21 protein-coding genes are annotated in these 20,945 nt (G+C 42.6%); 13 read left to right on the forward strand and 8 right to left on the reverse strand.

Features of this window, described 5'->3' with window-relative positions; genetic code table 11:
- Positions 1–35: 35 nt before the first annotated feature.
- Both AACW75_RS06320 and AACW75_RS06325 read right to left on the reverse strand, forming a co-directional pair.
- Positions 36–1,229: an outer membrane protein transport protein gene (locus tag AACW75_RS06320; protein WP_145570780.1), complete on the reverse strand. Its 1,194-nt coding sequence runs from the start codon at positions 1,227–1,229 to the stop codon at positions 36–38.
- Positions 1,219–3,465 carry a lipase gene (locus tag AACW75_RS06325; protein WP_145570778.1) on the reverse strand — a complete coding sequence of 749 codons (2,247 nt, stop codon included), beginning with the start codon at positions 3,463–3,465 and terminating at the stop codon, positions 1,219–1,221. Before AACW75_RS06325 ends, AACW75_RS06320 begins: the two co-directional genes overlap by 11 nt.
- 356 nt (positions 3,466–3,821) lie before the next feature.
- Here AACW75_RS06325 and AACW75_RS06330 point away from each other — a divergent pair, with 356 nt between their 5' ends.
- From AACW75_RS06330 to dcuC, 3 genes are all read left to right on the forward strand, one after another.
- The gene (locus AACW75_RS06330) at positions 3,822–4,526 is read left to right on the forward strand and encodes a winged helix-turn-helix domain-containing protein (RefSeq protein WP_145570775.1); all 705 of its coding nucleotides are present in this window, start codon (positions 3,822–3,824) and stop codon (positions 4,524–4,526) included.
- Entirely contained in the window at positions 4,519–5,025 is a 507-nt protein-coding gene (locus tag AACW75_RS06335) for a hypothetical protein (protein WP_145570773.1), read from the forward strand. The genes AACW75_RS06330 and AACW75_RS06335 overlap by 8 nt, the downstream gene beginning before the upstream one ends.
- Before the next feature lie 476 nt (positions 5,026–5,501).
- Positions 5,502–6,869 (forward strand): anaerobic C4-dicarboxylate transporter DcuC, encoded by a 1,368-nt coding sequence (dcuC, locus tag AACW75_RS06340; protein ID WP_016785306.1) that lies wholly within the window; start codon positions 5,502–5,504, stop codon positions 6,867–6,869.
- 230 nt (positions 6,870–7,099) lie between these two features.
- Here dcuC and AACW75_RS06345 read toward each other — a convergent pair whose 3' ends face one another.
- The gene (locus AACW75_RS06345) at positions 7,100–7,732 is read right to left on the reverse strand and encodes a response regulator (protein WP_017076057.1); all 633 of its coding nucleotides are present in this window, start codon (positions 7,730–7,732) and stop codon (positions 7,100–7,102) included.
- Positions 7,719–9,449 (reverse strand): nitrate/nitrite two-component system sensor histidine kinase NarQ, encoded by a 1,731-nt coding sequence (narQ, locus tag AACW75_RS06350; protein WP_017076058.1) that lies wholly within the window; start codon positions 9,447–9,449, stop codon positions 7,719–7,721. The genes AACW75_RS06345 and narQ overlap by 14 nt, the downstream gene beginning before the upstream one ends.
- Positions 9,450–9,702: 253 nt before the next feature.
- On the opposite strand from narQ, the gene napF reads away from it, so the two are divergent.
- The 6 genes from napF (at position 9,703) to AACW75_RS06380 (ending at position 14,344) form a co-directional block, all read left to right on the forward strand.
- Positions 9,703–10,182 carry a ferredoxin-type protein NapF gene (napF, locus tag AACW75_RS06355; protein WP_102447742.1) on the forward strand — a complete coding sequence of 160 codons (480 nt, stop codon included), beginning with the start codon at positions 9,703–9,705 and terminating at the stop codon, positions 10,180–10,182.
- A gap of 23 nt (positions 10,183–10,205) precedes the next feature.
- A complete protein-coding gene (locus AACW75_RS06360; protein WP_017076060.1) occupies positions 10,206–10,511 on the forward strand; it encodes a chaperone NapD in 306 nt (101 codons plus the stop codon).
- A complete protein-coding gene (gene napA, locus AACW75_RS06365) occupies positions 10,508–12,997 on the forward strand; it encodes a periplasmic nitrate reductase subunit alpha (RefSeq protein ID WP_145570771.1) in 2,490 nt (829 codons plus the stop codon). The genes AACW75_RS06360 and napA overlap by 4 nt, the downstream gene beginning before the upstream one ends.
- 125 nt (positions 12,998–13,122) lie before the next feature.
- Positions 13,123–13,584, forward strand: a complete 462-nt coding sequence (locus AACW75_RS06370; RefSeq protein WP_004731324.1) for a nitrate reductase cytochrome c-type subunit — start codon at positions 13,123–13,125, stop codon at positions 13,582–13,584.
- Between the two features lie 29 nt (positions 13,585–13,613).
- Complete coding sequence (locus tag AACW75_RS06375; RefSeq protein ID WP_004731326.1) at positions 13,614–14,195, forward strand: NapC/NirT family cytochrome c; 582 nt, start codon at positions 13,614–13,616, stop codon at positions 14,193–14,195.
- A gap of 11 nt (positions 14,196–14,206) precedes the next feature.
- A complete protein-coding gene (locus AACW75_RS06380) occupies positions 14,207–14,344 on the forward strand; it encodes a TIGR02808 family protein (RefSeq protein WP_004731329.1) in 138 nt (45 codons plus the stop codon).
- Positions 14,345–14,580: 236 nt separating this feature from the next.
- On the opposite strand, the gene AACW75_RS06385 is transcribed toward AACW75_RS06380, so the two are convergent.
- Entirely contained in the window at positions 14,581–15,261 is a 681-nt protein-coding gene (locus AACW75_RS06385) for an SH3 domain-containing protein (RefSeq protein WP_145570769.1), read from the reverse strand.
- A gap of 95 nt (positions 15,262–15,356) precedes the next feature.
- On the opposite strand from AACW75_RS06385, the gene AACW75_RS06390 reads away from it, so the two are divergent.
- A complete protein-coding gene (locus AACW75_RS06390; RefSeq protein ID WP_186437194.1) occupies positions 15,357–15,932 on the forward strand; it encodes a hypothetical protein in 576 nt (191 codons plus the stop codon).
- Positions 15,933–16,168: 236 nt separating this feature from the next.
- On the forward strand, positions 16,169–16,411 hold the full coding sequence (locus AACW75_RS06395) for a hypothetical protein (protein WP_145570764.1): 243 nt from the start codon (positions 16,169–16,171) through the stop codon (positions 16,409–16,411).
- A 169-nt stretch (positions 16,412–16,580) separates the two neighbouring features.
- On the opposite strand, the gene AACW75_RS06400 is transcribed toward AACW75_RS06395, so the two are convergent.
- Positions 16,581–17,039, reverse strand: a complete 459-nt coding sequence (locus AACW75_RS06400) for an Lrp/AsnC family transcriptional regulator (protein ID WP_017076065.1) — start codon at positions 17,037–17,039, stop codon at positions 16,581–16,583.
- Between the two features lie 149 nt (positions 17,040–17,188).
- Here AACW75_RS06400 and AACW75_RS06405 point away from each other — a divergent pair, with 149 nt between their 5' ends.
- Positions 17,189–18,118, forward strand: coding sequence for a DMT family transporter (locus AACW75_RS06405; protein WP_145570823.1), 930 nt, complete (start codon positions 17,189–17,191; stop codon positions 18,116–18,118).
- A 158-nt stretch (positions 18,119–18,276) separates the two neighbouring features.
- Positions 18,277–18,732, forward strand: coding sequence for an exoribonuclease R (locus tag AACW75_RS06410; protein WP_145570762.1), 456 nt, complete (start codon positions 18,277–18,279; stop codon positions 18,730–18,732).
- 33 nt (positions 18,733–18,765) lie between these two features.
- On the opposite strand, the gene AACW75_RS06415 is transcribed toward AACW75_RS06410, so the two are convergent.
- Together AACW75_RS06415 and AACW75_RS06420 are read right to left on the reverse strand one after the other, a co-directional pair.
- The gene (locus tag AACW75_RS06415) at positions 18,766–20,139 is read right to left on the reverse strand and encodes a sensor histidine kinase (RefSeq protein WP_145570760.1); all 1,374 of its coding nucleotides are present in this window, start codon (positions 20,137–20,139) and stop codon (positions 18,766–18,768) included.
- Between the two features lie 66 nt (positions 20,140–20,205).
- Positions 20,206–20,937: a response regulator transcription factor gene (locus tag AACW75_RS06420; RefSeq protein WP_145570759.1), complete on the reverse strand. Its 732-nt coding sequence runs from the start codon at positions 20,935–20,937 to the stop codon at positions 20,206–20,208.
- Positions 20,938–20,945 lie beyond the last annotated feature (8 nt).

Raw genomic sequence — 20,945 nt, forward strand, 5'->3', positions numbered from 1 at the left:
CCTAAATTTTTACGTTCTGAACTCCAAAGTAAAAGTTAAAAACGATGCTGATATTGAACACCAAGCAAGAGAGCATCGGCAGTCACATCAGCACTTATATTGGAACTCGTTCCTGGAATCGTCGTCAGGTTTTCGTCAATATCTTGTGATTCTCCGATGATAAATCCGACTCCAACGTCCACAGAACTGGCAGCCGTGAAGCTATATGTCCCTCCGACTGTGAGCCAGTGACGGTTAACATCAGGAATAGACAAGGATGTAAGTTCATCGGTCGGCGATATGTCGTACATGTAGCCCGCTCGTAAAACGATGTCTTCTGACATGGTGTATGTACCACCGACAGAAACATGTCCTGCATCTTTCCATTGATACTCTTTGATCGATTCGTCATAAGAGTCAGATGTTAGCGAGTCAAATTCAGACCAATTCACCCATTGCAGGCTGTAGTGAAAAGCCCACTGATCGTTGAGTTGATGCCAACCGGAAAACTCCAAAGTATCAGGTAACGGGACGTTCATTTTGTCAGCAGAAACGCCTGCTTTAGTGATGTCACCTTCAACTTCGATATCAGGGCTGTAGCGATAAGAAATACCGAACCTGTTTCGCTCATTCACTTGATAAGTCGCACCAATGTTGGCTCCCAAACCAAAGCCGTCCGCATCTACATTCAACAAGCCCTGACGGTAGATCTCACCTTCACCGTAAATAACGTCAAGCCCTGCACCTAAGTTGATTTTTTCAGACAACTCATAAGCCACAGCAAAGCCAACGTTGATACTGGAAAGCGCCGTTTTGCCCCCAAACTCATCTGCTTCGAACGAGTTATCAAATTCAACATCAGTGCCAAAGTTGGAGTGAACCGTCGCACCTAATGTGAACTTTGAATCTTCGATAGGATGAACATAATGAATGTTTGGAACTAATGTCCCTGCGTCTAATGATTGGTCATCCAACATTTCAGTATCACCAATCATTGGCGTGTAGCTAACACTAGACACATCAATACCACTATCGATATAGATAGCGCCGACAGAGAGTGTTGGTTGCTCGATGTAAGCCATCGCAGCACTGTTCTTAGCAACAATCGCAGCGCTATCGGCCATCACAGCATCACCCGCGAATGCACGACCTAACCCTGTTGCGGACTGTGCGTTAAGTTGAAAACCGGCCGCGTTAGTCAGGCAAGGAGCAAGAGCAACTGCAGTACCCAATAAAAGTTTATTCTTCATTTTGAGGCACCTCTGTTTCGATATGATCTTCGTTGTTGATGACGACGACTGAACCGTCACTCATTACCATGGAAGCAACGGCAACTTGCTGAGTGTCCACTGCTTCACGCACGTCTGACATGTTTTCACCCGGTGTACCCGGTAAGCCATTTTCATCAACGGGGCCTTCATAAGGAAACAAATACGTACCGTGGCCACCAGTTGTGGTTCTTACCGCTCCACGCTTAACATTTGTATTTTCTGATGTGCCTGTTATTGGGTCTAATCCAAGAGCTGTAATAAGTGGTTCAGTACCTGTGCGAATGTTATCTGGATCAGTATTCGGAATTACACTATCCGGCACATAATCAACGCCAACATCACAGGTTTCTCCGCAATCTCCCACGGCAGCTAACAAAAGAGTCGGTTGCTCAGCCTTAACTTGACGAGAGATGAAACTAGCAGGGTCTGAACTATCAATTGTTGCTTGAACCCCTTGTTTAAGGTCAGTCACAACTAAATCGAAGATGTCATTCTCTAACTGACTAACAAGCAGCGCGTTATCAGATGAAAGTGCGACGAACTCTCGAAGTTCTTCAATACATTGTTGATTTGTTGCTTCTACTGTACAGGTATCAGGTATTACCGTTTCAGCAATGCCTCTCTGAACATCTGGAGACTTCTTAACTCCTTCGGACATTTCAGGGCCTAAGGTTTGAGAAGACAAGACCAAGTTCGTTAGTCCCTGCCCCGGAACAACAAAGTTCACCGTACTAAATTCAAAATCTGAATTAGAGTGAAAGTCAGGGCTAAGTTGGCTAAATTCACTGACCATCACAGCCATGATGCCGCCCAGCGATTGGCCAATTAAGTGCACATCATCTTTTTTCACCCAACGTTCTTGGCTCAACGCGTAGCGAAGACCCAAAAAGTCAGACACTGATTGCTGAAGATTAGATCGCAGTGCCAATGGCGAATCGATGTTGATGAAAAACGCTTTGTTTGCTCTGGCACTGATTTCTACTCCTTTTCCTGGACCATCGCCGTCTGGGTCGGTGTTGTCATACCGCATTCGTTCCCCGTGATATGGCATATCAATCGCAACAACGGCATAGCCTTTTGTGGTGTAATCTTTAGCCATCAAAGAAGCGGTGCCACGCTCAGCTGTAACACCATGGATAAAGATCGCGGTCGGCAACTCTTCGCCTTTGCTCCAATCCCAATTATTTGGGACATAAATATCAGCTGTTATCTCAAGGTCCTCAGTTATTTGAGGCATAGATTTATCTGCTGTAGGAAAGCCCCCCGAAGTGTTGGTAATCCATTCATAAAGTGGAGGGCAATTTTCTTTCGGATCAAACTCATCGACGATGCACTCAGCTTCCCTTTCTTTAGTAAATGGCAAGTAAAATGGTATTTTCAGCGTCTTTGTATATAAGTCATAATCTGGTTTTAGTCCCGTGACTTCAGTTCGAGTGCCAATGAACGAACTTCCATATAATTCATGATTAATTTTCATTGCATCAATTGGAGAATAAGCGCTCTGAGTTTTAAATTGAGCAGCGTATACCGGAAGACCGTTACCCGGATATAACTCTTCATATGAGCTAACGGCATTAATTATCTGCACATGAAGATCTTGCTCTTTGTCATTCTCAAACTGTGTCTCTGAGTATATTAATTTATCAAAGCTAGAATCCGCTTTTAAAGGTTCGTTAAACTCTGTTTTGACTCCATCAGTAACGACAATTGAATACGTCGTGCTAGCGACTAAACCTGATTCACATTGAATTTTAATATTTGAACCGTCAGCCGATATCTGAGTATCAACTTCCAAACCTGATGACTCATCAATTAATACAACGTTTCCTTCCAAAGTTTGGTTGTTTAATGCATAACGTTTATCGGAATTAACACTTTGTAGAGGAATTAAAATCGGTTCTGCACAAAGGCCCCAGCCATCTAGTGCTGCGTATGAATTGTTGTAGTCCTGATAATAGGCGTCATTCTTCGATGACATAGTCACAGCGTGTTCACCGACTCCGGTAATAGTTCTGTCCTCGTCATACCCATAGCCATCGTTCGGTTTTGGTAGTTCGTTAAGGTTGTAAGGAACCAAAACTGAAACAGGTTCTTGAGTCGAGTCTTCAGACTGACAGCCGAGTAAGGCAAGCGTCATTAGCCCACATAGATATGGCTTATTGAATTCTTTCAAAACAGCTCCTTCGTAGCTTTCGCATTTAACTGGTGTGGTCATGCGTTTATCGTTATTTGAGTTGCCGATTGAGTCGGAGGTAAACTCGACTTTTATTCGCAGAGAGCAAGGCAACACAGAGATGGAATGACACGTTGATAGAACTACGTAAGAAATTTGAGCACTTTACCCACACCCACTAAATCAGCGTCACCAGTTAATGATCTAATAGCAACTGACACCAAGCACCTGAAACCGCATTAAACAACCTCAAAAAGGTTTATAAGGGAATCTAAATAGGGGAATAAAATAAATTTATTCAATAACTTAAATATCAAAGGAGACAAAGTCAGCGAGTTTATATTTGTAGCAACATTTGTTATATTTAGGTTAGAACGCTTACAACAATGAGAACCCAGATGTCTGCTGAATTTATTATCAATGATGATATACAAGTCAATTTAGAAGAGAGTGAAATCCATCACTTTAAGACAGGTCGTACATACCCAATAGGTTCGAATGAATCAGAGCTACTCAAGTTTTTTATCTCTCGACCGAATGAAGTAATCACTCGCCAAGTTCTGATCGAACAAGTGTGGGTTTCTAAAGGTATATACGTTGAAGATGGAAGCTTAATGCAAACCATCTCTATCTGCCGAAAAGCTTTGGAAGACAAGAGTGGAATGATCATCGTTACTGAACGTGGTAAAGGCTATCGATTTGCAGGCCAAGTAACCCAAGACAAGCAACGCGCGCTTAGTAAAATTCAATCGCAGTTAAAACAAGAAGCTCAACAGCAAGCCGAAAACATTGTAAAAGAGAGTACAACGACAGAAAAAGCAGTTCATACAAAGAAAACAAACAATGTATTAGCACTCATTGCTTTATTTGTGGTTACCACGGGTTTATCCCATTACTTGTTCTCCTATTTAGATAGAAACAGCTTAGGTGAAGATCTTACAGGTCAACATTTTATCTCCTGCAAAATAGAATCAGACGAGTTCACTTTTAAAGAACTCTACAACGTCACTCTTTACGAATATAAGGGTCGAAAAATCATCATCGATAATTCAGGAAAATCTTTGAGCTTCCCTAGTGAATTTAAAGGAGTTACTTGTGAATAAAGAAAAACAGATCTTCGTTGCCATCGCCATAATCGGTATTTTAGTCGGCTGGCTGACAACCCTTATTCCTCAAACTCACCTTAAAGGTCATTATTTGGCCAACACAGCCTCGGTGGTCAATCCGCCAGAAAAAATCATTTACAATCAGGCTGCCGTTAACATCGAGTTTAAGAAAAATAACAGCTATGAGTTGTTATATGTCTCAACCAAAGAAGCTGGCTTTGCATCATCAGGCACTTATGTGGTTACCCAACACGATATTTCGTTAGACGAAACTCAACATGAACAGATCATGCCAAATAGAGAACTCACATTTTACGAAAAGGTAATGATCAGTGAAGGTGCAGTGTTGTCTTCGGATGCCATGACTTATATCCCATTAAATGATGAAGAACTGTTATTGGTCACTCAGCGCGGAATGATTCATTTCTGTAAAAAAGTAATCTGTGCTGATCTGCCAGCTTACTCGAATTCGGCTCCTGAATTGAACATCAACTAATCGTTTTGACTGTCAGCTATATCGGTCGACAACTATGCTTCAATCAATACGCTAAGTTGACGAATAAACCTATGCTTTTACACACCGACTCAATTTTCTCTGACGCCTACTTATTTTCTTAATCAAGTAGGCGTTAGCTCATTAAATGCTCAATATTAATGTGAAAATACCCCTTTCCTTATGATTATTCTCGCTAGCCCCGAAAAGTCACAAATTTATAAATCCAAACCTTAATATGCAACCCTTCACATCAAAAGTGATCCAAGTTATATTCTAGCGAGTGATATAATTTGTTTATTAACATCTAAACAACAGTAGTTATTCATGATTTACAACCACAATTAACATCGAAGAAAATGTTTGTTTTAGATCATATCAACCTCAACTATGCCTCGTGCCACAGTGCAGTTTTCTGTACATTCATTGTCATATTCTGAAACACTTTCTTATATTTTTTAAACTTTGTGGAGATTTCTATGTTAGAGCTCTTGATCGGATTAGTGATTACCATCGCTGTTGGTTACTTTATTGTTAAAGGCTATAAAGCAGCAGGCGTATTACTAACTGCTGGCCTTGCCCTACTTCTTATTACTGGCCTTATTGGTCACACAGTCTTACCAGCTAAGGTCGCTTCTACAGGTAACATGGTTACCGACTCACTAGAATTCGTTAAGTACATGCTTCAGTACCGTGGCGGCGGCTTAGGCATGCAAATCATGCTTCTGTGTGGTTTTGCTTCTTACATGACGCACATTGGCGCAAACAACGTAGTAGTCAAACAGTTCTCTAAACCGCTTGCTGCTATTAAGTCTCCTTATGTACTGTTAGTTGCGGCATACATTGTGGCTTGTTTGATGTCACTTGCAGTAAGTTCTGCAACTGGCTTGGGTGTGCTACTTATGGCAACCCTATTCCCAATGATGACGGCAATGGGTATTTCTCGTCCGGCGGCGGTTGCGGTTTGTGCTTCACCTGCAGCGATCATTCTTTCACCAACGTCTGGTGACGTTGTTATTGCAGCTGAAAAATCAGGAATGTCTCTTGATGTGTTTGCCGTTCAAACGGTACTACCTGTTTCTATCTGTGCAATCATCGTGATGGCTGCGGCCGCTTTCTTCTGGAACAAGTATCTGGATAAGAAAGAAAACACACCAATGGAAAAAGTAGACGTTTCAGACATTGAAACAACGGCACCCGCTTTCTACGCTGCCCTGCCATTCCTACCAATCATCGGTGTTTTCCTGTTTAACGGTCGTACTATTCCAGGCCTTTCACTTGATATCTACACCATCGTCGTCGGTTCTATCTTTGTGGGCGCTATCATCGATTACGTTGTGAAGAAGTTCGACGGTGAGAAAACATTAGAAGATCTAGACTCTTGCTACCAAGGCATGGCAGAAGCATTCAAAGGCGTGGTAATGCTGTTGGTTGCGGCGGGCGTATTTGCTCAAGGCCTAATGTCTATCGGTGCAATTGATAACCTAATCGGTCTTGCTGAATCAGCTGGCGCAGGCGGCATCGCGTTAATGCTAATCCTTACGGGTCTAACGGTTGCTGCTGCTATCGCGACAGGTTCTGGTAACGCACCTTTCTATGCTTTCGTAGAACTAGCACCATCACTTGCGGCTAAAATGGGGCTGAACCCTGCGTTCCTAATCATCCCAATGCTTCAAGCATCGAACCTAGGCCGTACCATTTCTCCAGTCTCTGGCGTGATTGTAGCGACATCTGGCATGGGTAAAATCAGCCCGTTTGAAGTCGTTAAACGTACTTCCGTACCAGTAATCTGTGGTCTTATTACGGTGATCTTCGGTACGCTTGTTCTAGTACCAATGGCAGCTTAATTCTCAGTATAATAGACATGATAATTCAGATATAAAATGCTTAAACAAAAGGCGCTGAACTTAATAAGTTCAGCGCCTTTTTAGTGTCTCTATTTGCTTATATGAGTTCCAGGTTCAGGTTTCAAGAAAAGCTATCGCAATTTGAATTGAGCATCATTACTATGCATCATCATTAAGCATCGAAATTAAGCAGTACGGCTTGAAATAGTTTCATTTCAAAGGAACAAGCCCTACTTCATGTCACCATAGCGTTCTAGATACAAAACCGTTGCAGCAGTACGAGAAGGAACTTGTAGCTTTTTAAGCAAGCTTTTCATATGTACCTTAACTGTCGATTCAGAAATAAACAGATGGTCAGCGATTTGCTTGTTGCGGTAACCTTTTGCGACTTCTTGAAGGATCTGCATTTCACGTTCAGTCAATTGGTCAAAAATGTCATTGCGGCTGTCTGCGTCGTTTAAGTAACGAGAAACCACACTGCTGTAGGCTTTGTCACCGCTATGTGCTTGCTTGAGCAATTCAATTAATTCATCAGGTTCAGTGTCTTTTAACAAGTAGCCATCAGCACCCGCTTTAACAATAGCTTCGATGTCTGCAGGGCTATCCGAAACAGTTAAAATGACAATGTTAGCGCTTGAACCATCGGTACGAAGAGCCTTTAAGGTATCGAGCCCAGACATGCCTTTCATATTAAGATCCAGTAGGATCAAGTCAGGCTCTTCTTCATGCGCCAGAGCGACCGCTTCAGTGCCGTTGCTTGCTTCTGCAATCACTTCGAATTCATCTTCAAAGCTCAGTAATTGGCTTATACCTCTGCGCATCAATGGATGATCGTCAACCAGCATTACTTTACAAATCGTCAACTTTAACTTCCTTCAAACTTTTATATTTTAATATGACTGTACAGCCTTTACCTTGCGCCGTTTCAATCGTTAGTTCGCCATTCAGTCTTGCCGCACGCTCCTGCATAATGCTCATCCCGTAATGGTTCATCTTCGAACTATTTGGGTCAAAGCCATCTCCATTGTCTTTAATCACGACGAGTACTTCACCGTCTTCATCGATACAGCATACATCTATCAAATCGGCATTGGCGTGTTTTATGGCGTTTATTGTTGCTTCACGAATCAATTGAAGCAAATGAACCTGGCTATGAGCATCAAGTTCAATGGATGAAAGATTATTGTTTAGATTGATCTTTGCATCCGTTCTTTCACTGAGTTGTTCGAGCATTGTGCTCAAAGCGTCCCCAAAGTTACCCTCTTTTATCGTTAATCTAAACGTAGTGAGCAACTCTCTTAATTGAGTATAGGCATCGGCTAAACCGTTGCCGATTTCTAATGCTATTTGTTCGGACTGTTCTCGGTGCTTATGTTCGGGTAGTTTACCAATAACACGCTTCAATAGCGTCACTTGGATTTTTAAATACGAGAGTGATTGAGCTAAAGAGTCATGCAGTTCGCGTGCGATCGTCGCACGTTCTTCCATGATGATCAGCTGTTCTGCTTTTTTCTGAGCACGATTATAATAAATTGCTCTCGATAACAGTTGAATAAAGCTTTCAATAAGCACCTTTGTTGTGTGCCCATGGTGATATGAGCAATAGAGGTAACCTAAAATGAGTTCATTATCATCAAGCTTCATTTCAAACTTTTCATAATCTTGACTCGGGTCGTAACCCTCATCCAAAATCAATGAACGACCTGAATTATCGACGATCTCTAGCCTTAACGATTCAATGCCTTCAAGGCTAACTAAATGCTGCAGAATCGCCCTAAAATTTTCTGGAGCGATACGTGTAACCGTCAATTCTTGTGAGGAATAATAGAGCGCCTGCAATGATTGATTTGCGTTTTGCAGCTCTATTGTTTTCGCGTCAACAACATCTTCGAGGTTACGATAAAGAACCCCCAAGTCCTTAGCCATGGAGTTAAAGGTTTTAGTCAAAATACCCAATTCGTTATTATTCGTGACCTTTAATTGCACCTCAAAATCACTATTTTTGATCCTCTGACTTGCTCGAACTAACGCATGTAAAGGTTTAACAACTTGCTTACGGACAAAATGAACAACAAAAAGAGATATGACTAAGATACCACCCAGACCAAATCCGCCAGCCCACGCCAACTTTATCAGTTTATATTCTGAGTACTCTTGTAACTTGAAAACGAAACCATCAATTTCAGCGACGAAGTTTTCAACCAAAACTAAATAGTGCTTTCGGTCTTCGCTATTTAATACACGCTTAAGTTCATGCCAACGACCAATAATCAAATAGTAGTCTTCCGTTATGTCCGTAGGAACATCCCAACTGACTAATTCGGCCATTGAAGGCGAATATAAAGACTTTTCAAATTCATGGATGTGAGAATCGTAATCAACTGATTCTATTTGAATATCATGCGCTAAACGGTAACTCTGCATTCGCATAGAACCTGCCACGTTAACTGCTTCTGCGTCGTTGAGACTAGACGCCAATGTGAAGATTGCAAAACCAGTGGTAGCAACCGAAAGAAGCAATATAAATAGCAATGATTTCGCTATTGTACTTGTTACAGATGAAACCGGTTTAATAAGCAAAAGCAATGTCCTAGATAAAGGTAAGTGGCTAGCGAGAACCTATTGTCACACATCAAAAAACAGAGCTCCATTCAATATGTGACCAAACGCTTCGTAATTTATTGATCTAAGACAATATAGGATCCTATTTAGCCCTTAAGGGGTATTTATACAAATATTTCTAAAACTACACTACTTGTGAGGATAAATGACAAGATATTAACAAAACAATGATCTACAATTACAACATCTTAGCAACATCAGTAGGCAATTAGTGGTAGACCTATCGAGACGCCGCCTATTTTCTAGGCGAAAAGTAGATTCAAGCCAACTCCGATTGCCTTGGATTAAAAGCCTAGAAAGCTTCGCAGATGACTGTACACGTTGTGGCAAATGCATCGAAAGTTGCGAAACGCACATCATCATTGTTGGCGACGGTGGTTTTCCTACTGTCGACTTTTCTATAGACGAATGCACGTTTTGTTATCAATGTGCTGACGTTTGTCCTGAACCAATTTTCAAACCCAAGGAAGAGACGCCTTGGTTAGCTAAAGCAAACATCTCTGATAAGTGCTTAGCGCAACAAAACGTTGAATGCCGAAGCTGTGGTGACTTGTGTGAACCTATGGCAATTCAATTTCAACTTAGAGCAGGCAGTGTTGCTCTACCAAAAATCGAGTCAGATAAGTGTAGTGGTTGTGGCGCTTGCGTAGCAGTTTGCCCTACTTCAGCTATTCTTGTGAGTAATGCATAAAACAAAAATAACGAGAGCAATTTATGGCACTAAATGAAGTGCATATATCAAGTTTAGTCGTGCATGTGAGCCCAGAGCACCTGAACGAAATCAAAGCTGAAATCGAGAAATACGATAATGCAGAGATTTACGGAGACAGTCCTGAAGGCAAAATCATCGTGGTCCTAGAAACCGAAAACCAAGGTTTTGTAACGGATACCATCGAAGCAATAAATAACATTAAGAACGTTTTAGGGACAGCTTTGGTTTACCACCAAATCGAAACTGAACTCGACGAAACGGATTTAGAAACTGGAAGCAACAATTCTCAACTTGAGGGTGAAGTATGAAAATGACAAGACGCGCGTTTGTGAAAGCAAACGCAGCTGCATCAGCGGCAGCCGTTGCAGGCGTATCACTACCAGCAACAGCAACCAACCTGATTGCTAGCTCTGATCAAACAAAAATCACGTGGGATAAAGCGCCTTGTCGTTTTTGTGGTACGGGCTGTTCAGTACTAGTAGGTACTCAAAACGGCAAAGTGGTTGCGACTCAAGGCGACCCAGAAGCACCTGTAAACAAAGGCCTTAACTGTATTAAAGGCTACTTCCTTTCAAAAATCATGTACGGTAAAGACCGTCTTGAAACTCCTCTTCTTCGTATGAAAGACGGTGAGTTCCATAAAGATGGTGATTTCACACCAGTATCTTGGGACACAGCTTTCGACGTAATGGCTGAGAAATGGAAAGCGGCTCTGAAAAAGAATGGCCCAACAGGTGTTGGTATGTTCGGCTCAGGTCAGTGGACAGTAATGGAAGGCTACGCTGCTGTTAAGTTGATGAAAGCGGGTTTCCGTTCAAACAACATCGATCCAAACGCTCGTCACTGTATGGCTTCAGCGGTAGGCGCATTCATGCGTACTTTCGGTATCGATGAGCCAATGGGTTGTTACGATGACTTTGAACACGCAGACGCATTCGTTCTGTGGGGTTCAAACATGGCAGAAATGCACCCAGTACTATGGACTCGTATTACAGACCGTCGTCTAAGCCACCCACACGTTAAAGTAAACGTACTGTCTACTTACTACCACCGTTCTTTTGAGCTTGCAGACACGGGTTACATCTTCGAACCTCAATCAGATCTAGCGATTGCTAACTTCATTGCTAACTACATCATTCAAAACGATGCCGTTAACTGGGACTTCGTGAATAAGCACACGAACTTCAAACAAGCAACGACAGACATCGGTTACGGTCTTCGTGATGACGATCCTCTACAGAAAGCAGCAGCAAACCCTAACTCAGGTGCAATGACTGCAATCACTTTTGAAGAGTACAAAGCTTCTGTTGCTGAATACACCGTCGAGAAAGCATCTGAAATGTCAGGTGTATCTCAAGATGACCTTATCAAGCTGGCTAAGCAATACGCGGATCCAAACATCAAAGTAATGTCACTTTGGACTATGGGGATGAACCAACATACTCGTGGCGTTTGGATGAACAGCCTTGTGTACAACATCCACCTTCTAACAGGTAAGATTTCTACTCCAGGTAACAGCCCATTCTCACTTACTGGCCAACCATCTGCGTGTGGTACAGCTCGTGAAGTTGGTACGTTCTCTCACCGTCTTCCTGCAGATATGGTGGTTGCTAACCCTAAACACCGTAAGATTTCTGAAGAAATCTGGAAACTTCCAGAAGGTACTATCCCAGCTAAACCTGGTGCTCATGCTGTTGTTCAAGACCGTATGCTTAAAGACGGCAAGATCAATGCGTACTGGATAATGTGTAACAACAATATGCAAGCTGGTCCAAACATCAACACTGAACGTCTACCAGGTTACCGTAACCCAGACAACTTCATTGTATGTTCTGACCCTTACCCAACAGCAACAGCTCAAGCTTCTGACCTTATCCTTCCAACAGCAATGTGGATTGAAAAAGAAGGTGCTTACGGTAACGCAGAACGTCGTACACAAGCATGGTACCAACAAGTTAAAACGGTTGGTGATGCGAAGTCTGACCTGTGGCAAATCATGGAGTTCTCTAAACGCTTCACTGTTGAAGAAGTTTGGGGCGAAGAGCTTCTTGCTAAAGCACCTGAGTACCGCGGTAAAACAATGTACGACGTGCTTTACAAAAACGGCAACGTTGATGCATTCCCATTGTCTGAAGCTCAAGAGCTTAACGACGATGCACAAGCTCAAGGTTTCTACGTACAAAAAGGTCTATTCGAAGAATACGCAACCTTTGGTCGCGGCCATGGTCACGATTTAGCACCATACGATACTTACCACAAAGTACGCGGTCTACGCTGGCCTGTTGTTGATGGTAAAGAAACACTTTGGCGCTTTAAAGAAGGTTCAGATCCATACGCTAAGAAAGGTTCTGACTGGGACTTCTACGGCAAGCCAGACGGTAAAGCACTGATCATCAACGCACCATACGAAGCGCCACCAGAAGTACCAAATGATGAGTACGACATGTGGTTATGTACAGGTCGTGTTCTTGAGCATTGGCATACAGGTACTATGACTCGTCGTGTACCAGAACTTTACAAAGCAGTACCGGATGCACTTTGTTACATCCACCCTGCAGATGCAAAATCTCGCGGCCTTCGCCGTGGTGATGAAGTTCTTATCGAAAACAAACGTGGTGAAGTACGCGTTCGTGTTGAAACTCGTGGTCGTAACCGTCCACCACAAGGCTTGGTATTCGTACCATTCTTTGATGCAAGAATTCTGATCAACAAGTTGATCTTGGATGCAACGGATCCTCTGTCTAAGCAGACGGATTATAAGAAGTGTCCAGTTAAGATCACTAAGGTTTCTTAAGCGCCAATTGCTTTTAGAACCTAGATACAAGATCTAACGTATTTAATATTGCGACTACTTTTTTCATCACTTTTTGAAGGAAGTAGTCCACTCAAAGAATTAGCCTTTAGGCGGAGAAATTAACCATGAAAAAACTGATTACTGCCCTACTATCAGCTGGTCTTTTGCTAGCTGGTGCAGTTCAAGCTCAAGCTGAACTGGATAACCCAGGCGGCATTGGTGGCGTAGAATCTCTACGTGGTGCAAGTGAACTTGAAGCTACTCGCGCAGCGGATGACTTCAAAAAGTTCCCTCGTGACCAAGTACTTGAGAGTGACTACGTATACCAACCACCTCTAGTGCCTCATACTATTCGTAGCTATGAAGTTTCTCTTAACGCTAACAAGTGTCTTTCTTGCCACAGCTGGAAAAACGCAAAAGAAATGGGTGCGACTAAAGTGAGTGTAACTCACTACATGAACCGTGAAGATGCGGTACTTGCAGACGTATCACCTCGTCGTTATTTCTGTCTACAGTGTCACGTACCTCAAGCTAATGCTAAACCACTAGTTGAGAACGAGTTCAAACCTGTAGATTCACTGCGTTAATCGTAGCCAGACGGTAAGAGAGGCTATATATGATAAAATTACTTAAAGCGTTTTGGAAAAGACTCGCGACACCAAGTAAAGCAGCGGTAGGCGTTGTACTTTTCTTGGGTTTCGCTGGCGGTCTTTTATTCTGGGGTGCATTTAACACAGGTATGCAAGCAACTAACACGGAAGAGTTCTGTTCTGGTTGTCATGCGCCTATTGTTGCTGAAATCCAAGAAACAATTCACTACTCTAACCGCTCAGGCGTCCGTGCTATCTGTTCAGATTGTCACGTACCTCACGAGTGGACAGATAAAATTGTTCGTAAGGTTCAGGCATCTAAAGAGTTGTACGCGCACTTTATTGCAAAAACCATCAACACTGAAGAGAAATTCAAAGCACGTCGTGCCCACCTTGCTGAACGTGAGTGGAAACGTATGAAAGGCAATGACTCACTTGAGTGTCGTAACTGTCACCAGTTCGATTACATGGACTTCTCAGAGCAGAGCCCTCGTAGTGCGAAACAACACTCAACTGCGCTAGCTTCTGGTGAAAAAACGTGTGTAGATTGCCACAAAGGTATCGCACATAAACTACCAGACATGCACGGCGTTGAAGGCTGGCAATAAGGAGCGATTGAATGAGTACTTTAGAAAGCGTAATTTGGCACATCCTAGGTTACAGTGCTATGCCAGTTATCATTCTTGGTGGCTTTGCAGGTGTTGCAGCCGTATCTCTTTGGCTTTTATCTATGACTAAAGACAAAGAAATCGATTAGAAATCGAAATTGCGTCAACTTTTACCAGTTATTTTTGATCCGTTCTGATATGGGTTGACGCAAAAAAGCCACTGAATTCAGTGGCTTTTTTATTATCTGACCATTTTATGTCTACAAGACACACAACCCCCCCCCTATTGCCGAAGAGGCATCACCTACAATTGATTTATTTTTCTAATCGACCAAATAGTGGATTTAGAAGAGAGACACAGCTTATCGCCCTAAGCGGCTAATCACTACAGTGTAAAAGTCTTGCCGGTCTTCACATCAAGATAAATCTTATTTTCAAGAGATAACCCACCGCAGTAAATAAAATAGACATCTCGGTTACTGTATTTAACAGATTTAACCCAACCACCTAACTCTTCAAAGTCACTTGGATCGCACTCTCCTTCAGAAATTAGCTTAGCTACCGTATTTCGAAATGTCTCTTGGTGGATCTTCAGATCGTCGGATTTAACCAAGTAAGAATCCAGTATCTCTTTTTTTTCTTGAGCCGAAATAATCACTTCGTCATTCGACAGTCCAGACATAGCAATCCATTCAGCAATCTGAGGGCCGCCCTCTTTTAGAACAATGTAATCTGAGATTCTGGCCCACTCGCCTTGCTTCTCGAGTACTTCGACTTTTTCACCTTTATAGAGGTAATCTGTTATCAAGCCATCAATTTCCGGCTGCTCTAATACTTCAAGTTTTCTATCCAGAACGTAAAACTCCGTTTGTTCTGGCTCAGGTTTAAGGTTCATGATGGAGGTTAGATCAGATTCAGATTGTTGAGTTACATCTTCAATTGGCTCTTCGGTTTTCTCTGGTGGTGTTGGGTCTTTTTTCATAACAAGGAAGTAGTACGCCGCTCCCCCTCCGCCCAGTATTAACAATATAAGTAAAGCGATCAGCGCTTTTTTCATCAAATCCACCAGCTCTTCCGTTTTAGGTATGCTTCAGTGTACATCAACTCCTGCCACCACTCATCTATACTCTCTTTAGAGAACGCGCTAAGTAGAGGAAAGTCATGAGTTTTAGGGTGAAGGTTCTAATGGTAAGTGTATCTTTAAGCGCGAGTGTCGCGTCAGCAAATCATTGTGACCCCAAAAATTGGCAAACACTTTTGGATCGTCAACTCTCAACTGAAAACCGCTACAATCAATACACCAAAGAATTCAACCAAGCTCTCTCCAGTTATGAATCGCAAACATTGCTCTCTAAACATTTCACGGAAACGCAGATCATCGAGCTTTGGGCAAAGTACGAAGATAGATTTAATGTACAGCTCAATAGTCACATGAACACTGCTTATCGTATCTCTGAAGTATTGTTAAAGCGGGCTTATGTTGTCTCTACCGAGTTGGAAGACGCTCAATCTCTAATACGTTCGTGGCAATCTATGACTAAGCACTGCGAATCGTCAACGTTACCAAGCCAATCAGAGAGTGCATCGTTACATGTGAAAGGCTCACAATCACTGGCTAAAGACATCAATACACTCAGTGAGAAGTTTCGTAAATTGTCTGTAAGATACCGTAACGAAGCAACCATGATCGATAGTGCACGCCACGAAAATGGGCCTATTCAAGAAATATTTAATTAGGACTTTTACGTTTGCTCCTATACGTTCACGCTTAAATATTCAGATAAATAACAAATCAACGCTTTATCAATGAGTTGTAAAACTGTTGTTCTAACTATCAACAATAAAGTTCAATTTACGACCAACGCAAGCGCTTATATGAGATATTCATCACAAAATAGATTTACAAACGCCAGAAAATTGTTATCATGATTCTTCATATAACTTAATAACAAGAAACATTTTGGCTAGGTAATATGCAAAAAAATATGGCTTTCAACTGCTTGAGTAACACGGAAGGAACTGCAGAGGTAAGAGGTAAACTTTTATCTGTCGCTAAACACATGGAAGAGTTCGGTTCAGTAAGTGAGCTAGAGCTATGTAAGATATTTGGAGAAACAATTTGGAATGATGGCGTGGATTATCATTCACATGCTTTTTCATTCAGAATAAATATAAAAACTGGAGATTGTTCAATCTCTAACTTTAAATATCACTAGTTTTGCACCTATTATATACGGAGTACCTTTCACGAGGTGCTCCGTTTTTTATTGCCGCACGTCTTTCAATTCGTAAGTGATCTTTGACAACAACAACGTTGTTCTTTCGAGATTAAACTATTTCGTTTTCAGCTCACCCAAACCGATACATTAATGCCAACCTCTCAGTTTAATCAATGTAAACGGGAAGCGGCGCATTGCCTTTCACTTGTCTTATAGCAAGGTGAGTATGTATGTCTTTTACGTTAGAGAGCCGTTGTAACTTTCGGGTAAACGCTTCGTAAGCCATAAGGTTAGGACTAACAACTTCCAACAGATAATCATAAGCGCCAGACACCACGTGGCAACTTATCACCTCTTCCATATCTACAATTGCGCCTTCAAATTTATCGATCGACACTTCTTGGTGGTTGTTTAAACTCACTTCAACGAACACACTCATCGCAATGCCAACGTGCTCTCGCGACAAGCTCACGCGATAACCGTCAATGATTCCTTTCTCTTCTAGCCTTTTAATGCGCCTTGCGCACGGTGAAGCCGATAAGCCAACCTCATCAGCTAGCTCAGCCGTGGTTAGCCTGCCGTCTTTCTGAAGCAACTCAAGAAGATGTCTATCAATCCTATCCATAGTAAATACCGATCATTGGTTAAATTCATTAACAATTAGGAAAATATTAGCAGAAATCATCAACCATGACTCAAGTTAGAACAAAGCTTGCCAACCTGTGGCACACCAAGTACCCCATAATGAGTCATCATCCACTTTCCTTGTTTATTATGAAGCTTGGCTATCTATCTATTATTGTCACTCTGCTCATCTGGGCGAGCTTTTTCCTTTCTCTTAAAGGCGGCGCAAATTCAGACTTAACACCTGCAGACATAGCACTGACTCGATTCCTCATCCCTGCATTGGTGCTATTACCTTTGATGTGGAAAGCACGCAGCACGATCGCTACTGTCCCGAATCGATACTTGGCCGGTATGTTTGTGGGGTGTGGGTTGCCTTATTTACTCGTTGCAGGGACAGCCATGCAGTTTGTTCCGGTATCACATGGCAGTGCTTTGGTTCCGGGAACGCTTCCTCTGTTCGTAACAGGAATCGCGGTACTCCTTTTTAAACAACCGCTTAGCCGACACCGTGTCGTTGGTTTAGGTCTTGTTTTACTCGGGATATTATTGTTTCTAGGAAATAGCTTAAGCAGCTTCAACTTTGAATACACCAAAGGTCACTTGTTGTTTTTGTGTGGCAGCTTAATGTGGGCGACTTTCACCATCTCAGCACGTGTTGCCAACCTTAATGCACTTGTGAGTGCGGGTTTCATTTCATTCTGTTCTACTTTGCTATTGCTGATCCTTATCCTTACAGGAACCCTCCCTAGCCATTTAATGAGTACACCAATTGCTCAATGGCCAGTCACAGAGCTTGCCGTACATTCAGCGGTGCAAGGCGTCGGCGCAGGCCTAATAGCGGCATTCACTTATCTCTATGCTGTTAATACACTCGGAGCAGAGCGCTCAGCCGCTTTTGGCAGTGCAACACCCGCCGTTGCAACGTTGTTGGCGATCCCACTGTTCAACGAGATTCCGGACACGATGACTTGGTTAGCACTTGGTTCAATTTGTATCGGCAGCTTGGTCGCGAGCAACATTTTCATGAGAAACGACCAGTCGATGCAGTATCAACCGCCAAGCCATAGCAAAGCCTGACACTGCGTTCAAACCTACATACAGCTTCCCTAAGCATTGATTTTAGGGCTCGTAGTACGTAGATAAGCCTACAAACGTAGGCTTATCTAAAATCTCCTTTTTATGAGCCCGCTTCTCCATTAAACTGTCCGACCTTTTTGCAGATCCAAGAGAACACCATGCAACGCGACTACACATTAACTTGCTTAAACACTATGCCTCGTGAAGAACTAGAAGAATTTAGTTTAAGAATGATTCATCGCCTTGTCCCTGAAGATGCAATGACGGAACTGTTTACGTTCGAGCAGGAAGAAGTGACCAATGAAGAGCGTATGCAATCAGCGAAGTTTGATGCGATGCTTCGAATGACTGCAATCGCGCTGAGTGAAGTGAATCTTGCGTTTAGTGAGTCGGATAACTCACAACAAAACATCGAGCGTATGACTCGACTATTGCTTTGGCACTTCTATGCAATGTCGTTCAACCTTGAACAAGCGATCGGCCTTGAAACTCACTGTGACAAAGTCGAGAAGATTTTGTTGAAAGCACCGACAGAAGCATTTGGTTGGGTAAAAGAGCTCACAGAGTTGCTGCACTTCTATGCTGAAGTGAATGACGACAAAGAAAACGGATAGACTCGAATATCTCCGAACCGAAGGCAGACAGAACTATACCGAAGGCAAGTAGAAACTTTGCTGAAATGAGTTCTCTGCCTTTGTTGTTTCTAACACGCTGTGATGCAACATCAGTATCGACTGAGCGATTTTAGTCCCAATACCTAGCGATCCATTGGGTGCTTCCAACTCGATCTCATTGTGTATAACCACTTTCACCCGTTTTGAATCAGCTTCTAGACCAACATTCATCGATACCACCGTTCCACTTGGACTATGCCTCAATGCATTATCTAACAGATTCAAGATCAATCTCTCAAGCAGAACACTGTCACCTACAGCCTTAATCCCATCTGTTATTTCGATATTGATCTGAACATTTTTCTGCAAGTATTGGGTTTGTATCGTCTCTAAGCACTCGCTCATCAGCCCATTGATATCAATCGAAGCATACTGATAGGTTGGCACAGGGTTATCAAGTTTGGCGCTGTCTAACAGAGAATGCAGCTGTTGAGATAGCTTGTTACCATTACGGTAAGCAACGTCGATCAACGGATCCGATTGCGGATTTTGAATCTTCCACGTTTCTAAATAACCAAGCACACTGGAAAGCGGCGTTTTCAAATCATGACTGAGCTGTAATAAGCTTTGTCTACGATGCGAGGATTGGTATTCAAGCTGCAAGAATTGTTGTTGAATGTGTTTCGCCATCAATTGATAAGAACGTGCGATGGGCACTAATTCTGGTACTTGGTGTGTGAAATTAGGTTCTAACCTAAAGTCTTGTTCAGCTTGTTGTTGTAATTTATTGGTTACCGCCTCTATTGGGTTCAACAAGCTGCGTTTCACTAACAGATACGCACCAATCGCAAAGCCCAAGATAGAAACCAGCACAAGCCCTGCTAGCGCGATATATGGCGTATCAACCTGAGAGTTGGTGATTACAGTATGGCGATTACTTCCAATAACCACGTACAAATAGCCGACAGTAGAGCCAAGCTCTTCAATCGCCGCAACAGAAAAGACTTTAGGTGACTTGGGGTTAATCGGGTCCTCTCCTAAGATAGGATAAGCCTCTTCATTTAAAAACTGTTGAATAGGCGCTAAATCGATTTGGCTCGATAATTGGGTACCTTCAGGCGCCGCATGTGTAGTGATATTGCCCTGACTATCAAGAAAATAGATGTCGAAATCAGGTCCTATCAACATCAATGTATGGAATATAGATTTGAGTGCTTTGGGGTTGTAATCGGTACCAATCATGAGAGGATTATCATCACGCATATGAACTGCCAGATCTTTATGTAAGCTCTGCTTGGTTCTTTGTTCTATGGTCTCTTTTTGCCAATGATAAGTGTAGGCGATGACCACACTCACCAACAGAAACCACAAACTTGTGAACAATACTAAACGCGATTTAAAACTCATGTTCTCTCCTCTATGGCTCGTAGATCTTACTGGCTTTTTAATAAGCTTAGAAAGCGACACATAAACCTATACTTTCGATTCAAACTTGTATCCAACACCCCAAACGGTTTTAATGAAATCGTCATCGCTATTGGGCATGGCAAGCTTGGTTCTTAGACGGTTGACCGTGCTACACACAGTGTGGTGGTAGCCAGAATGATGAGTGTTCCAAACATGATCGAGCAACTCGTCTTTGCTGTATACGCGTCCCGGTCGGGTGGCTAAAAAGTGAAGTAAGGTAAATTCTGTTGCAGTCAACGGGACATCTTGGTTATTGAGTGAAACCTGATGGCGTTCAGGTTGAATGGTGAGCCCACCAAAACTCATAATCGATTCTATTGTTGAGGTAAACTGGCCAGTTGATTCAACATGGTTTAGACGGCGTAGTACGTTCCTCACGCGAGCTTGAAACTCCAGCACGCTAAATGGTTTAGTGATGTAATCATCGACACCAGCTTCTAAACCCGACACCTTGTCTAGCTCCGCATCTCTTGCCGTTAGCATCAATACAGGAGTCCAGTCCTCTTGCTGACGTAACATTCGACAAAAATCGAGCCCATCTCCATCAGGCAAGCCTCGGTCAAGTACAACCAAATCAAACTGAGCATTACTGTACAACGCGTTAGCTTTATCAATTGAGTTGGTTCTTGTTACGTCATGACCTTGGAACTTGAGATGCATTTGCACCAGTTCTGCCAAGTCATCATCGTCTTCGACCAACAATATGTTTGCCATCAAATTTACCGCAGCACTATTCATGATCCCTG

The sequence above is a fragment of the Vibrio sp. L3-7 genome (assembly GCF_963898195.1).
GTDB lineage: Bacteria > Pseudomonadota > Gammaproteobacteria > Enterobacterales > Vibrionaceae > Vibrio > Vibrio echinoideorum.

Bases quoted from the DNA above. Each gene is read 5' to 3' on its own strand.
- AACW75_RS06360 (WP_017076060.1), top strand. From the start codon at position 10,206: ATGGCACTAAATGAAGTGCATATATCAAGTTTAGTCGTGCATGTGAGC.
- napA (WP_145570771.1), top strand. From the start codon at position 10,508: ATGAAAATGACAAGACGCGCGTTTGTGAAAGCAAACGCAGCTGCATCA.
- AACW75_RS06400 (WP_017076065.1), bottom strand. From the start codon at position 17,039: ATGGATAGGATTGATAGACATCTTCTTGAGTTGCTTCAGAAAGACGGC.
- AACW75_RS06390 (WP_186437194.1), top strand. From the start codon at position 15,357: ATGAGTTTTAGGGTGAAGGTTCTAATGGTAAGTGTATCTTTAAGCGCG.
- AACW75_RS06370 (WP_004731324.1), top strand. From the start codon at position 13,123: ATGAAAAAACTGATTACTGCCCTACTATCAGCTGGTCTTTTGCTAGCT.
- AACW75_RS06330 (WP_145570775.1), top strand. From the start codon at position 3,822: ATGTCTGCTGAATTTATTATCAATGATGATATACAAGTCAATTTAGAA.
- AACW75_RS06325 (WP_145570778.1), bottom strand. From the start codon at position 3,465: ATGACCACACCAGTTAAATGCGAAAGCTACGAAGGAGCTGTTTTGAAA.
- AACW75_RS06410 (WP_145570762.1), top strand. From the start codon at position 18,277: ATGCAACGCGACTACACATTAACTTGCTTAAACACTATGCCTCGTGAA.
- AACW75_RS06405 (WP_145570823.1), top strand. From the start codon at position 17,189: ATGAAGCTTGGCTATCTATCTATTATTGTCACTCTGCTCATCTGGGCG.
- AACW75_RS06415 (WP_145570760.1), bottom strand. From the start codon at position 20,139: ATGAGTTTTAAATCGCGTTTAGTATTGTTCACAAGTTTGTGGTTTCTG.
- AACW75_RS06380 (WP_004731329.1), top strand. From the start codon at position 14,207: ATGAGTACTTTAGAAAGCGTAATTTGGCACATCCTAGGTTACAGTGCT.
- dcuC (WP_016785306.1), top strand. From the start codon at position 5,502: ATGTTAGAGCTCTTGATCGGATTAGTGATTACCATCGCTGTTGGTTAC.
- AACW75_RS06320 (WP_145570780.1), bottom strand. From the start codon at position 1,229: ATGAAGAATAAACTTTTATTGGGTACTGCAGTTGCTCTTGCTCCTTGC.
- AACW75_RS06395 (WP_145570764.1), top strand. From the start codon at position 16,169: ATGCAAAAAAATATGGCTTTCAACTGCTTGAGTAACACGGAAGGAACT.
- AACW75_RS06375 (WP_004731326.1), top strand. From the start codon at position 13,614: ATGATAAAATTACTTAAAGCGTTTTGGAAAAGACTCGCGACACCAAGT.
- AACW75_RS06420 (WP_145570759.1), bottom strand. From the start codon at position 20,937: ATGAATAGTGCTGCGGTAAATTTGATGGCAAACATATTGTTGGTCGAA.